This window comes from Streptococcus sp. 29896 (assembly GCF_032594915.1).
Taxonomy (GTDB): domain Bacteria; phylum Bacillota; class Bacilli; order Lactobacillales; family Streptococcaceae; genus Streptococcus; species Streptococcus suivaginalis.
The window spans coordinates 730,257-743,715 of record NZ_CP118733.1 but is presented as its reverse complement, the minus strand read 5'-3'; the positions used below and the strand labels follow the sequence as shown (position 1 = coordinate 743,715).

13 protein-coding genes are annotated in these 13,459 nt (G+C 44.8%); 1 reads left to right on the top strand and 12 read right to left on the bottom strand.

The features are described 5' to 3' along the window. Positions 1–27 precede the first annotated feature (27 nt). The 8 genes from aguA to dnaG form a co-directional block, all read right to left on the bottom strand. On the bottom strand, positions 28–1,131 hold the full coding sequence (gene aguA / locus PXH68_RS03505) for an agmatine deiminase (protein ID WP_248027358.1): 1,104 nt from the start codon (positions 1,129–1,131) through the stop codon (positions 28–30). Then, complete coding sequence (gene nspC, locus PXH68_RS03500; RefSeq protein ID WP_248027361.1) at positions 1,128–2,255, bottom strand: carboxynorspermidine decarboxylase; 1,128 nt, start codon at positions 2,253–2,255, stop codon at positions 1,128–1,130. Before nspC ends, aguA begins: the two co-directional genes overlap by 4 nt. Beyond that, entirely contained in the window at positions 2,256–3,515 is a 1,260-nt protein-coding gene (locus tag PXH68_RS03495) for a saccharopine dehydrogenase family protein (RefSeq protein ID WP_248027363.1), read from the bottom strand. Further along, positions 3,515–4,372, bottom strand: a complete 858-nt coding sequence (speE, locus tag PXH68_RS03490) for a polyamine aminopropyltransferase (RefSeq protein WP_043024956.1) — start codon at positions 4,370–4,372, stop codon at positions 3,515–3,517. The genes PXH68_RS03495 and speE overlap by 1 nt, the downstream gene beginning before the upstream one ends. Before the next feature lie 2 nt (positions 4,373–4,374). Continuing rightward, positions 4,375–5,823: an aminotransferase class I/II-fold pyridoxal phosphate-dependent enzyme gene (locus PXH68_RS03485; protein ID WP_248027365.1), complete on the bottom strand. Its 1,449-nt coding sequence runs from the start codon at positions 5,821–5,823 to the stop codon at positions 4,375–4,377. A gap of 520 nt (positions 5,824–6,343) precedes the next feature. After that, complete coding sequence (locus tag PXH68_RS03480; protein WP_158454540.1) at positions 6,344–6,667, bottom strand: metal-sulfur cluster assembly factor; 324 nt, start codon at positions 6,665–6,667, stop codon at positions 6,344–6,346. A 483-nt stretch (positions 6,668–7,150) separates the two neighbouring features. Further along, positions 7,151–8,269: an RNA polymerase sigma factor RpoD gene (gene rpoD, locus PXH68_RS03475; protein WP_158454537.1), complete on the bottom strand. Its 1,119-nt coding sequence runs from the start codon at positions 8,267–8,269 to the stop codon at positions 7,151–7,153. 2 nt (positions 8,270–8,271) lie between these two features. After that, positions 8,272–10,059, bottom strand: a complete 1,788-nt coding sequence (dnaG, locus tag PXH68_RS03470) for a DNA primase (protein ID WP_248027367.1) — start codon at positions 10,057–10,059, stop codon at positions 8,272–8,274. 176 nt (positions 10,060–10,235) lie between these two features. Between dnaG and mscL the strand changes: the two genes are divergently transcribed. Then, positions 10,236–10,601 carry a large conductance mechanosensitive channel protein MscL gene (gene mscL / locus PXH68_RS03465; protein ID WP_205030596.1) on the top strand — a complete coding sequence of 122 codons (366 nt, stop codon included), beginning with the start codon at positions 10,236–10,238 and terminating at the stop codon, positions 10,599–10,601. A gap of 87 nt (positions 10,602–10,688) precedes the next feature. On the opposite strand, the gene galE is transcribed toward mscL, so the two are convergent. The 4 genes from galE to PXH68_RS03445 form a co-directional block, all read right to left on the bottom strand. Next, complete coding sequence (gene galE, locus PXH68_RS03460) at positions 10,689–11,702, bottom strand: UDP-glucose 4-epimerase GalE (protein ID WP_248027369.1); 1,014 nt, start codon at positions 11,700–11,702, stop codon at positions 10,689–10,691. Between the two features lie 104 nt (positions 11,703–11,806). Continuing rightward, positions 11,807–11,983, bottom strand: coding sequence for a 30S ribosomal protein S21 (rpsU, locus tag PXH68_RS03455; RefSeq protein ID WP_000048054.1), 177 nt, complete (start codon positions 11,981–11,983; stop codon positions 11,807–11,809). An 81-nt stretch (positions 11,984–12,064) separates the two neighbouring features. Further along, a complete protein-coding gene (locus PXH68_RS03450; protein ID WP_248027371.1) occupies positions 12,065–12,691 on the bottom strand; it encodes a TIGR01906 family membrane protein in 627 nt (208 codons plus the stop codon). Further along, complete coding sequence (locus PXH68_RS03445) at positions 12,681–13,454, bottom strand: TIGR01457 family HAD-type hydrolase (RefSeq protein WP_248027373.1); 774 nt, start codon at positions 13,452–13,454, stop codon at positions 12,681–12,683. The genes PXH68_RS03450 and PXH68_RS03445 overlap by 11 nt, the downstream gene beginning before the upstream one ends. Positions 13,455–13,459: the final 5 nt, after the last annotated feature.

Sequence of the window (13,459 nt, the reverse complement as noted above, 5' to 3'; positions counted from 1 at the left end):
AGTATGCCAAACCGACTTGACGCTATATCAGGGACATTTAGCCCCGTAAAGTGGAATTTGCTGGGTAATACAGTGAATATTCCCACCTCCAAGTAGGATGTCGCGGGCTGGTATGCCGACAACTTTTCTGGTTGGAAAAAGCTGCGCTAGAAGCCCAAGTGCCTGCTCATCATGTTCATCAGCAAACTGAGGTACCAAAACCGCACCGTTGCTGACGTAGAAATTCACATAGGAAGCCGCTAAGCGTTCGCCAGCTGTCCGTACTTCTTCTCCCGCTTCATAAACATAGCCTGGCAAGTCCTCTTCTGTTATTAGAATAGGATGTTTGGGAATAGGTAGTTTGTGGACGGTCAACTTTCTGCCCTTGGCATCTACTTGCTCTTCCAAGTAGTCCAAATCAGCTTTGGACATGGCATATTGGGGATCTGACTCATCATCTGTCCATGCCAAGACTAGCTCAGCTGGACCGACGAAGGCCGCAACATTGTCCACATGCTCATTGGTTTCATCGTTGAAAATGCCGTAAGGAAGCCAGAGAACCTTTTCAGCTCCGAGAGTATCTAGAAGCACTTGCTCAATCTGGACCTTTGTCAGATGAGGATTGCGGCCTGGGCTCAGTAAACAGGATTCGGTCACCAAGATGGTTCCTTCACCATCGCTATGGATGGCTCCACCTTCTAGGACAAAGGGATGGGCATCATGGACTGGTAGACCGATGGCCTGACTGAAGCGACTAGCCACCTGATCATCTGCATCATAGTCCTGATAAAGACCATCATAGCTTCCGCCCCAAGCGTTAAAGGCCCAATCGACAGACAAAGCTCTGCCATTTTCATGGACCAAGACCGTCGGACCTGTGTCACGCGCCCAAGCGTCGTTGGTGGGGATGTCCAGGTAGGCAATGCCAGCCCCCAACATGGATTTGGCCTCCTCACGGTGTGCCTCATCGACCAAGAGATAGACCTGCTCGCTTTCAGCAATGGTTTTAATGACCTGGCTAAAGGCTTTTTTTGCCCCCTGACCATCAAAGGGCCAGGATCCTGGGCGAGTCGGCCACACCATTAGGGTACCGTGATGGAGCTCATACTCAGCAGGCATACGGTAACCCGCTGCTTTTGGACTTTCTATCATGACAACCTCCCCTTGAAATCTTCATAGCCAAAGCTTTTGATAATCCGACAGTCGCCTGTCTGATCCATCAAGACCAGACTTGGCAGACCGATGCCGTTGAAGGTATTGTTTTTGACAAAAGAATAGATTGCCATATCTTCAAAGTAGAGCTTGTCGCCAATCTCCACAGGCTTTTCAAAGGAATAATCGCCGATGATGTCGCCCGTCAGACAGGTATTGGAAGATAGTCTGTAAGTAAATTCCTTCTCTCCAGCCTCAAAGCCATGCCGAAGCGGTGGGCGATAGGGCATTTCCAAGACATCTGGCATGTGACAGGTAGCTGATGCGTCCAAAACCAGGGTTTCAATACCATTTTCAACGATGTCTAACACTTCTGTCACCAAATAGCCTGCATTGAGGGCAATGGCTTCTCCGGGCTCGATATAGACTTCCAGCCCATATTTTTCCTGCATGTGCTGGATAGAAGAAATCAGCAAGTCCAGATTATAGTCTTCTCTGGTCACATGATGGCCGCCCCCCATATTAAGCCATTTGACTTTGTGAAGGTAGGAACCGAATTTGGCCTCAACAGCATCTAAGGTGGTTTTCAAATCATCGGAATTTTGCTCGCAGAGAGTGTGGAAATGCAGGCCATCCACCAAGTCCAGTAGGTCTTCTGAAAACTGGTCAATGCGAACACCGAAGCGAGAACCCGTTGCGCAGGGATCATAGAGGGCTTGCTCGTCTTGAGTGGAGCATTCCGGATTGATTCGCAGACCAATACTCACTCCTGCTGCTCTGCATTTGTCCATATGCTTGCGGAGCTGACGCTCTGAATTGAAGACAATGTGGTCTGCAATTTCCAAAATCTCTTCCAAATCTGCATCCTTGAAGGCTGGGGCAAAAACATGGACTTCGCCCCCAAATTCCTCACGACCCAGCCTAGCTTCATAAAGACCTGAAGCAGTTGTTCCAGATAAATATTGGCTAATTAGTGGATAGGTGGTATACATGGAGAAGGCTTTTTGAGCCAAAAGTACCTTACAGCCTGTGCGGTCTTGGACCGACTTGAGAATTTCTAAATTATTGACCAGCTTAGCCTCGTCAATGACATAGGCTGGCGTTGGGACTTGTTCAATTCTCATCTAGTCCACCAAAACAGGATTTTCTACTACCTGCCAAGGTAGACCATACTGGTTGAGCAGGTCCATAAATGGATCTGGATCCAATTCTTCCAAGTTGTAAACACCTGGTTTTTTCCAAGTTCCGTCCATGACAAGCTTGGTTCCAATCATAGCTGGCACGCCAGTTGTGTAGGAAATAGCCTGTGAACCAACTTCCTTATAGCACTCTTGGTGGTCACAAACATTGTAGATATAGATAGTCTTCTCCACACCATCCTTGACACCTGTGAAAATACAGCCGATATTGGTCTTGCCAACGGTACGTGGACCAAGGCTGGCTGGGTCTGGTAATAGTGCTTTAAGGAATTGGATAGGCACTACTTCTTGTCCGTTGAAGTTGATTGGGTCTGTTCTCAGAAGGCCAACATTTTCCAAGCATTTCATGTGAGTCAAGTAGGATTGACCGAAAGTCATAAAGAAGCGAATGCGTTTGACACCTGGAATATTCTTAGCCAGCGATTCGATTTCTTCGTGGTGGAGGAGGTACATGTCTTTTTGGCCCACTTCTGGGAAATCATATTCTCGCTTGATCGACATGGCTTCAACTTCCACCCATTTGCCATTTTCCCAGTAGGAGCCTGGGGCAGAAACCTCACGCAAGTTGATTTCTGGGTTGAAGTTGGTCGCAAATGGATAGCCGTGGTCTCCACCGTTACAGTCTAGGATGTCGATGTAATGAATTTCATCGAAATAATGCTTGAGTGCGTAGGCTGAAAATACGCTGGTCACCCCTGGATCAAATCCGGATCCCAAAAGAGCTATCAGCCCTGCTTTTTCAAAACGCTCCTTGTAAGCCCACTGCCATGAGTAGTCAAAGTAGGCTGTAAAGCCTTCTTCTGCACAGCGTTTTTCATAGATAGCCCGCCATTCTGGGTCTTCGGTGTCCTCGCACTCATAGTTGGCGGTATCGATGTAGTCCACACCTGTCGCCAAGCAGGCATCCATGATGGTCAAGTCTTGGTAAGGCAGGGCAACGTTTAAGACAGCTTTTGGCTGGTAACTTTCAATCAAGGCAATCACTTCTTCTACCTTGTCCGCATCCACTTGGGCAGTTTCAATTTTTACGGACGTTTTTTCTTCCAAAACAGCCTTCAAATCATCACACTTGGACTTGGTCCGGCTGGCAATCATGACTTCCTTGAAGGTATCTTCTGCCTGACAAACCTTGCTGATGGCAACTTGGGCAACTCCGCCACAACCAATCACTAACAAACGACTCATTATTTTTTCTCCTCTTCTTCTAAAATATCTTCGACATAACGGGGCAAGAGAAATGCTCCGATATGTAGGTTTGCGGTATAGTATTCTGTGAAAAGCTGGCGCGCTTTCCATTTTTCCTTGTCAAAATCTTCAATGGGATGGTATTTTTTAGAGGCAAAGCCAAAGAGCCAATAGCCCGCCGCAGATGTCGGAATATGGGCCTGATAGACACGACTAATAGGGAAGGATTGGGTCGCCTTCCGATGCATGGAACGAAAGGCAGACTCATCTTCGTCATAAAATGGCGAACCATGTTGGTAAACCATGATGCCATCTTCCTTCAAAGCCCGGTAGGCATTACCGTAAAATTCCTTGGTAAACAATCCTTCCGTATGTCCAAATGGATCTGTCGCATCATTGATGATGATGTCATACTCATTTTCACAGTTGCGCAAGAACCGCAAACCGTCCTGCAAATATACCTCTACACGCTCATCTTCAAGTCCTGATGCATAGTCTGGGAAATACTGACGACACACTTCCACAAGGAGTTCATCTGGCTCTACAACGTCAATACGTTCGATTTCAGGATACATACTGAGAACTTGAGCAACTCCACCATCTCCACCACCCAAAATCAATATTTTCTTGGGATTTGGATGAACTGCCATGGGCACATGAACGGCCATCTCATTGTAGACAAAATCATCGGCGTCTGAAAAGAGAACCCGACCATTAAGGGTCAAAATCTTTCCAAAGGCTGGCGAGTCCAACACAGCAATATCCTGAAACTCACTCTTTCCGGCATATAGCTGCTGGCTGGTCCGAATGGATAACTTGACATCTGGTGTTTGGACTTCTGAAAACCACATTTCCATGACTAGACCTCCTTAATGACATTGATGAAGTTGACATCTGGATCTTCCGTACCTTGGACGGAGCAACCGCGCTCTTTGGCAAAGATGATGTAGTCAACAATTTCCTGGGTCACTCGTTCTCCAGGGGCCAAAAGAGGAATACCTGGCGGATAGCACATGACAAATTCCCCGCAGACCTGACCAACTGCTTCTTGCAGGGAACGGCTTTCCCGCTCTGCATAAAAGGCCTCCTGCGGTGATAAAACCAGCTGCGGCTGGATGTATTCTCCTGAAATCAGGTCCGAACCATCTCGTGAGTAGAGTCGCTTAATGTCAGCCAGAGCTCCTACCAGCCGCTCAATGTCCTGCAAGCGGTCACCGATTGAAATATAAGCCAAGATATTGCCAATATCACCAAATTCAATCTGAATGTCGTACTCATCCCGCAGCAAATCATAGACTTCAATCCCTGTCAGACCAATGCCCTGCGTATAGATGGAGAGCTTGGTTACATCAAAATCATGCACCGTTTTGCCATCAATCAATTCTTTAGAATAGGCATAGTAGCCACCGATGGCATTGATTTCACGACGAGCATACTCAGACATTTCAATGACTTTTTCAAAAGATTCCTTGCCACGAAGGGCTAGATTTCTGCGGGAAATATCCAGACTAGCCAGCAAGAGATAGGAAGCGGATGTTGACTGGGTCAGGTTGATAATCTGACGGACATATTCCACATTCATATCTGGACCGACCAATAAAAGCGAGCTCTGTGTCAGACTACCACCTGACTTATGCATGGAAACAGCTGCCATATCAGCCCCCACATCCATAGCCGCCTCTGGCAATTGGTCCGAAAAATGCAAATGCGCACCATGAGCCTCATCTACCAAAACTTTCATACCCGCTGCGTGAGCTTTCTCAGTCAAGCTACGCAGATCCGAGCAGATTCCATAGTAGGTCGGGTTGTTGATTAGAACCGCCACCGCATCGGGGTGTTCTGCAATGGCCCGTTCAAAGGCTGCATTTTCCAAGGCAAGAGCAATGCCAACCCGTGGCTCCACGCTCATATCCACATAGACAGGGATGGCACCACAAAGGACAAGGGCATTGAGGGCTGACTTATGGACATTTCGGGGAAGGATAATCTTATCGCCCGCCTTACAGGTCGCCAAAATCATGGTCTGGACTGAGGAGGTGGTTCCTCCAACCATGAGAAAGGCATGACTAGCACCAAAGGCTTCTGCCGCCAATTCCTCCGCCTCTCGGATAATGGAGACGGGATGCCCTAGATTATCCAAGGGCTTCATGGAATTGACATCAATCCCCACGCATTTTTCTCCTAACAGTTCGACCAACTCTGGATTACCCCGTCCCCGCTTATGTCCAGGCACATCAAAGGGAACAATCCTTTTTCGGCGTAACTGTACCAATCCCTGATAAATAGGGGCTTGGTGTTGATTTTTCATATTGAAAAACTCCTTTGCTTGATGGACTCCTACCCTTTTTTAAAAAAGCAAAAAGAGCAGGGTTCATCCTGCTCTACAATCCAAATTGACGTTTTTTATTCTTCTCTTGAGTTTATGTGCCTACCGTTTCCTACTCTCCAGTGCAAATATATACGTACTTTATTGACCGTTTCACAAGATGACGTGTGCTTTCACCACACTGACAAAACTAGAAATTAGGAAATCCTTCCTAACATCAACTTATAAAATGTAGGCTTTTAACCCTATCAATAATGTGGCTTACGCCACGCTTCGGCATTCGACCCGCCTGTCCGTAGGCTTTGGTTATGATCAATAGCAGAGCTACTCATCCCATATAGGTCTGATATTTGCTAGAATAGGTATAATAACTTTTCCTAGGCATGTTAAGTTTACCATCATTCCAACTATTTAGCAAGAACTTTTTGATGATTTTAACAAAAAGTCATCAAAATTCCGTACAAAAACAGAAAAAACAGTCTCATCATTCGAGACTGTTTGTTTATTTGATTCCAAGGGCAATACGAGCATAGCGGCTCATTTTTTGAATGGTCCAGGCTGGTGACCAGACCAAACGCACATCTACTTCTGTCACTTCTGGTACAGACTTCAACACATCATGAATCTGATCTGTAATCAAGTCAGCCAAAGGACAGCCCATGGTTGTAAGGGTCATATCAATTTCTGTCCGTCCATCTTGGAAACGGATATCATAAATCAGACCAAGATTGATAATATCAATCCCCAATTCTGGGTCAATCACTTCTTCCAAAGCGTGGAAAATTCGCTCCTGAATTTCCTTTACTTCTTCTTCAGAATAGGCCATTTTCAATTCCTCTCTGGATCATATAATTTTTTTCAAACGGGGTCCACTGCGTGCACTTTCTCAGCTCCTATTAAAACACCACAGACTTAGCCTGCTTTCATTTTTCTGGGCAGGCGTTAGAAAGGTACGCAGTACCTTCGCTCGTTTCTAATTTTCAGCGAGCGGTTGATTTTGTCTCCCAGACAGCCTGCTCTCTTATTTTCAAGCAGGCTTCAACAGTCAGGGGGGCTGTTGAAGGTTGGAGATGAAACAAACGACGTTTGTGTCAAAAAGTCCACTTGGCGCTCCCTTTCTCATTTCAAGGGGAGCGGTTAAAAAGGTTCCCCGAACCTTGTCCGCTTTTGTGTTTCTAGGCGGACGTTGAGAAAGCCTATCCGTAGGCTTATTCCTCGCTTTCATATTTCTAGGCTCGGGTTAAAACACCACTGGGTTTGACTGCTCTCTTATTTTCAAGCAGGCGTTAGAAAGGTACACAGTACCTTTCTAATCCTCAATAAAATCTCTGAGTGGTTTGCTGCGGGATGGGTGGCGGAGTTTGCGGAGGGCTTTGGCTTCGATTTGGCGGATGCGTTCGCGGGTTACGTTGAAGACTTTACCGACATCTTCGAGGGTACGCATTTTTCCGTCGTCCAAGCCGAAGCGGAGGCGGAGGACATTTTCTTCACGGTCTGTCAAGGTATCCAATACCTCGTCGAGTTGCTCGCGGAGAACGACACGAGTAGTGTAGTCAACTGGATTTTCAATCACTTCGTCTTCGATGAAATCTCCTAGATGACTGTCATCTTCTTCACCAATTGGTGTTTCCAGAGAAACAGGCTCCTGAGCAATCTTGAGGATTTCACGAACCTTGTCTGGTGTCATGTCCATACGCTCTGCGATTTGTTCAGGTGTTGGGTCTTGCCCCAATTCTTGCAAGAGATTACGTTGTTCACGGACCAATTTGTTAATCGTTTCTACCATGTGAACAGGAATCCGAATAGTACGAGCCTGGTCTGCAATAGCACGGGTAATAGCCTGACGAATCCACCAAGTCGCATAGGTTGAAAACTTGAAGCCTTTGGAGTAGTCGAACTTGTCAACGGCCTTCATCAAGCCCATGTTTCCTTCTTGAATCAAATCAAGGAACTGCATACCACGGCCAACATAGCGTTTAGCAATAGATACAACCAGACGCAAGTTGGCTTCTGCCAAACGTTGCTTGGCTTCTGGATCGCCCGCTTCGACCGCCAGAGCCAACTCCTGCTCTTCTTCGTTGGTTAAGAGTGGCACAACCCCAATTTCTTTCAAATACATGCGGACAGGGTCATTGACCTTGGCAGAGTTGCTACCTAGCAATTCTTCATCCGATAGTTCCGGTTCCTCTTCTACCTGCATAACACGAGCAGAAGGATTTCCTTCCTTATCAACAATGGAAATTCCCGCATCTTGAATCCGTTGCAACAAATCATCAATACCGTCAGCATCCAAGGTAAAAGGAATAATCAACTGGTCATTAATGACATCATCAACCGCTGTCCCTTGTTTTTTGTGGTTGCGGATAAATTCTGCAACTTGGACATCAAAGGTGGTCACTTCTGTTTTCTTTTCTTTTTTACTTGCCATGTTTACTCCATTTTTCTTTTTTGTGCGATGAGTTGTGCTAACTCATCAAGGGCAGCAGCATCATTTCCCACATGGGTTTGTTCACGAATGGTCCTAGATTTGACTTGATTTTCACGTCGCATCCACTCCCTTTGCCTTCTAGCTTCTAATTCCTCAAGTTCATCCTGTCCAACATCCTCTGGCAACCGTTCTTCCATGACGCGGTACCAGGCACGCTGAACAGATTCCTCCATCTGGGCCAGCTCGTAACTGGAAACTTCTCCCTCAGCCTTGAGAACTTGATATAAGGTTTCCAATTCAGGGGTATAGAAATGAAAATCTTCCCTCAAACGGTAATCATTCAAAATGTAGGCATGCTCCTGCATCCGATACAACAAATGATTTTCAGTCCGAATCAATGGGCTAATCTTTAGTTGCTGCGGTATTTCTCGAACAAGGGGAGGAGCCATTTCCTGCCTCGAAACATCTCGACTCCTTTCCTGCCTTTGATGAAGGCGAACCGCATTGACAGCCAATTCCACCTGACTGTAATCAAAGTCAGGCAGCAAATCAGCCACTTTATAAATATAAGTGTTCTGAGCCGTAATCGACTTGGTATTTGCGATAATTGGAGCGATTCGGTCCACAAAATCAATCTGCATCTGCAGATTATCAGGATTCTCTGGCCTCAAGTGATGAATCAAAAACTCCACCTGACTCATACGAGATTTGTTCAGGATATTCTGCAGGGCCTGAGGTGAATTTTTTGAAAGAAACTCATCTGGGTCCATTCCATCAGGGAACCGTACAACCTCCACTTGAAACTGGCCCAATTCTTCCAAGACCTTGGCCGTTGCAGCCTGACCAGCCTTATCGCCATCATAGGCTACCACAACCTTTTGACAAAACTTAGCCAAATGCTGAACTTGTTCTCTGGTCAAAGCTGTTCCCATAGAAGCTACTACATTTTCTACACCTGCCCGATGGGCAGCAATAACATCCATATAGCCTTCCATCAGATAGACTTCTCGCTGCTTCTTAATCGAAGCCTTGGCCTGATCCAGATGATACAGTTCGTAACTTTTGTTAAAGATCGCCGTTGACCGAGAATTCTTGTACTTGGCAATCTGTTTGTTTAGGCGGTCGGATTCTGTCCAAATTCTCCCCGAAAAAGCAACTATTTGCCCCTCTTCATCTGTCAAGGGAAAAATAATCCGCCCCTGAAAGGCATCATAGACCATATTGGTATCTGCAGTATTAAAGAGTCCAGATTGCAAAAGGTCGTTTTCCGAAAACTTTTTGGAAAGAGACTGGAAAAGAATATTGGGATCCGATGGCGACAAGCCAATTTGAAACTGCTTCAAATCCTGATCTGTCAATCCGCGTTCGTGAAGGTAATTCTTGGCATCTTCTCCCATCTTGGTGGTCATCAACAAGGCATGGTAGAATTTGCCTGCCTCGGCATGAATATCCAGCAAAACTTGATGCGGATGATGGGATTTTGGACCTTGCTGAACCGGCACAATATCCACTTGAAAACCTGCCTGCTGTCCCAACTCTCGAACTGCATCTAGGAAGCTAAGCCCTCGCTGCTCTTCTAAAAACGTGAAGACATCGCCAGATTTTCCACAGCCAAAACAATGATAAAACTGCTTGTCCTCTAATACGTTAAACGATGGTGTTTTTTCACCATGAAAAGGACAAAGCCCTAAATAATTACGCCCTGCCTTGGTAAGGGCAACGGATTCTCCAATCACATCGACAATATTCACTGCCTGTTTGATTTCATTGATGAGTTCTTTTGTAATCACGTTGGCTCCTCCTTCCAATGCAGGGTCTAAGCACAGTTTAACAGATTATATTATATCACACTCCTTGTCGTCATGTAAATTTTTGAAACAAAATTTTCAAACATATCTCTTGTAATTTTTTTGTAACATGTATATAATGGACAATGTAAAAAATTATGAAAGGACATATTTAGGATATGTTGAAAGAATTGAAGGCATTTTTGCTTCGTGGAAATATTGTTGACTTGGCTGTAGCTGTTATCATCGGTGGTGCTTTTGCCGCTATCATCCAATCATTTGTAAATGATATCATCACACCATTGATTTTGAACCCAGCTTTGAAAGCTGCGAACGTTGAAAACATTTCTAAGCTTGCTTGGAACGGTGTTACTTACGGTAACTTCTTGAGCGCTGTTATCAACTTCTTGATCATTGGTACTTCACTCTTCTTCGTTGTTAAGGCTGTTGAAAAAGCAATGCCTAAGAAAGTTGAAGAAGCTGCACCAGCTGGTCCAACTCAAGAAGAATTGCTTGCAGAAATCCGCGACTTGTTGAAAAAATAATCAATAAGACAGTAAAACAGGCTCTGTGCCTGTTTTTCTTTTGCACTATGACAAAAAGAAGATGTGAGCTAACACTCACATCTTTTCTTATCCTTCATAACCATTTGGATTTTTAGACTGCCAGTTCCAAGTGTCGCGGCACATATCTTCAATGGTTTTTTCGGTTTTCCAATTGAGTTCAGCTAACGCCTTGTCTGCGTTGGCATAGCAAGTTGCCACATCGCCAGGGCGACGGTCAACAATTTTATAAGGTACAGGCACGCCATTGACTTTTTCAAAGGCTTGGACCAATTCCAGTACACTAGTTCCTTGACCAGATCCGAGGTTATAGGTATGCACACCTGAGGTTGTCGAAATTTTTTCCAATGCCTTGATGTGACCAAGTGCCAAGTCAATCACGTGGATGTAATCACGAACACCCGTTCCATCTACTGTGTCATAATCTGAACCAAAGACACTGAGTTCTGGACGCTTACCTACTGCTACTTGAGCCACAAATGGCATGAGGTTGTTTGGAATGCCTGCTGGATCTTCACCGATTAAGCCTGATTCATGGGCACCGATTGGGTTGAAATAACGGAGAAGGGCAACACTCCATTCCTTATCTGCTACTTCCACATCACGCAAGATTTGTTCCAACATGACTTTTGTATAGCCATAAGGGTTGGTTGCGCTGGTTGGCATGGTTTCCACCAAAGGAGATGGGTTGTTAAGACCGTAAACCGTTGCGCTGGATGAGAAGACAATCTTTTTGACACCAAACTCTGCCATGACTTCTACTAAAGCTAGCGTGGACATGATGTTGTTTTCGTAGTACATGACCGGTTTGGCTACGGACTCACCAACTGCCTTATAGCCTGCAAAGTGAATAGCCGATTCAATGTTTTCTTTTTCAAAAACCCCACGAAGAGCAAGCTTATCTGCTACATCAAGTTGGTAAAATCCTGGACGTTTGCCAGTGATTTCTTCAATGCGGTCCAAAACCAAGATGCTAGAATTGGATAGATTATCTACGATAACAACATCTTTCCCTAATTTCAACAATTCCACAACGGTATGGCTACCAATATAGCCTGCTCCGCCTGTTACTAAAATACTCATAGAAAACTCCTTTTCTGCCTTTCCGAACTTTATATAATATATTATATAGGAGCTTTGTTCAAAAGTAAACAAAAAAACAACCCTAGGGCTGTTTTCCGATTCAATTAGAATTTTTTACGCTTGCGAGCTGCTTCTGATTTACGTTTACGTTTTACAGATGGTTTTTCGTAGAATTCGCGTTTGCGTGTTTCTTGAAGAGTACCAGCTTTAGTAACCGCACGTTTGAAACGACGAAGAGCATCATCAAGTGATTCGTTCTTGCGTACTACTGTTTTTGACATTATTTTCACTCCCCTCAATTTCAAAGTCTTAATCATTTTACTGTAAAACAAATCGATTGTCAAGACTTTTATTGGCATTTCCTATCGAATGTCACATTTTTTTATGATAAAAAACCAAATACCGCAAAAAACTTCATAGAGGATGAAAAATAGGATGAAGCAATGAAGGAAAAATTCCTGGGGAAGTATATAAATGACCGGATCTTTCAAGGGGTCAAAGAGCCAGGTCGAATCACCTGGAAAGAGCAGATGATGGAAGAGAACAAAAAAGCTATCAAAACCAATCAGCAAGCCCACTAGCGCAAGGAGCAAAGGAGCTAGTGCCACCCACATAAAAACAGTTCGATAGAGCTTGCCATATCCTTTTCGCACCACTTCTTTCCAAAAATAGAAAACTACAGGCAAACTAATCAGAAAAATAAGCTGTGCCAGATGAAAGAGACCTTTCACATCCGCAAAATGTTTCAGACCATCAGCTGAGGATGAAAAATTTGGCATGTCTAAAACACTTGCAAAAGGATTTGTTAGATAGTTCATCAGGATATTGAAATTGTAGGAAATATCTGCCGCTTTCATGTAGACCACTTTTTCCAACCCCAAAAAAGAAATCTCAAGCGGATAAACTAGCCAAGCTAGGTAGATGGTTCCTAGAACTGCTGCCGACAAGGTAAAAAATACTGTTCCAACAAGCTGTAACTTAGTTCTCATCAAAACTCCATTCATCTAGGCTGTTGAGGACATGGGTTGGAGCCAGAGGTAAGTCTGCTACTTCTTCTGGCTTGGTAAATCCAGTCAGGACTAAAAGAGTTGGAAATCCATTGTCAATCCCTGCGCGAATATCCGTCAGGTAGTTATCTCCCACCATAACCGTTTGGCTACGTTCTGTGCCTAAAATCTCCAGAGCCTTGTCCATGATAATGGCTTTAGGCTTACCGATGAAGGTCGGCTCTACTCGGGTTGCAGCTTTCAAAAGCGCAATAAGTGAGCCTGCTCCTGGCAAATGACCTCTTTCTGTCGGAATGTTCAAATCAGGGTTGGTACCGATAAAGGTCGCTCCCTTTTGAATAGCCAAGGTGGCAATGGTCAGTTTTTCATAGGTCAACTGAGTATCCAAACCGACAACAACATAGGCTGGATTTTCCGTATCTTCCACATAGCCTGCCTCAAAAATGGCAGACTTGAGCCCGTCTTCTCCAATGACATAGACTGTCTTTTCCTTGCCTAAATCATTCATATAATCTACTGTCGCCAGACTGGCTGTATAGATTGTTTCAAGTGGTGTTTCAATGTTAAAGTTTTCAGCCAACATAGCCTGCACCATCTCAGGACGGCGGGTGGTGTTGTTGGTCACGAATAAATAGGGAATCTGACGTTCTTGCAAGCGATGAATAAACCGCTCACCAGCAGGAATCCGCTTTTTCCCTTCATAAATCGTTCCATCCAAATCAATCAAATAGCCTTGATAGGTCATACTTT

What these genes read in the sequence shown, in the direction of transcription:
- rpoD (WP_158454537.1), bottom strand. Translation starts at nt 8,269, where the DNA reads ATGGCAAGTAAAAAAGAAAAGAAAACAGAAGTGACCACCTTTGATGTC.
- PXH68_RS03495 (WP_248027363.1), bottom strand. Translation starts at nt 3,515, where the DNA reads ATGAGTCGTTTGTTAGTGATTGGTTGTGGCGGAGTTGCCCAAGTTGCC.
- PXH68_RS03450 (WP_248027371.1), bottom strand. Translation starts at nt 12,691, where the DNA reads ATGAGAACTAAGTTACAGCTTGTTGGAACAGTATTTTTTACCTTGTCG.
- nspC (WP_248027361.1), bottom strand. Translation starts at nt 2,255, where the DNA reads ATGAGAATTGAACAAGTCCCAACGCCAGCCTATGTCATTGACGAGGCT.
- PXH68_RS03480 (WP_158454540.1), bottom strand. Translation starts at nt 6,667, where the DNA reads ATGGCCTATTCTGAAGAAGAAGTAAAGGAAATTCAGGAGCGAATTTTC.
- PXH68_RS03445 (WP_248027373.1), bottom strand. Translation starts at nt 13,454, where the DNA reads ATGACCTATCAAGGCTATTTGATTGATTTGGATGGAACGATTTATGAA.
- galE (WP_248027369.1), bottom strand. Translation starts at nt 11,702, where the DNA reads ATGAGTATTTTAGTAACAGGCGGAGCAGGCTATATTGGTAGCCATACC.
- PXH68_RS03485 (WP_248027365.1), bottom strand. Translation starts at nt 5,823, where the DNA reads ATGAAAAATCAACACCAAGCCCCTATTTATCAGGGATTGGTACAGTTA.
- rpsU (WP_000048054.1), bottom strand. Translation starts at nt 11,983, where the DNA reads ATGTCAAAAACAGTAGTACGCAAGAACGAATCACTTGATGATGCTCTT.
- mscL (WP_205030596.1), top strand. Translation starts at nt 10,236, where the DNA reads ATGTTGAAAGAATTGAAGGCATTTTTGCTTCGTGGAAATATTGTTGAC.
- speE (WP_043024956.1), bottom strand. Translation starts at nt 4,372, where the DNA reads ATGGAAATGTGGTTTTCAGAAGTCCAAACACCAGATGTCAAGTTATCC.
- aguA (WP_248027358.1), bottom strand. Translation starts at nt 1,131, where the DNA reads ATGATAGAAAGTCCAAAAGCAGCGGGTTACCGTATGCCTGCTGAGTAT.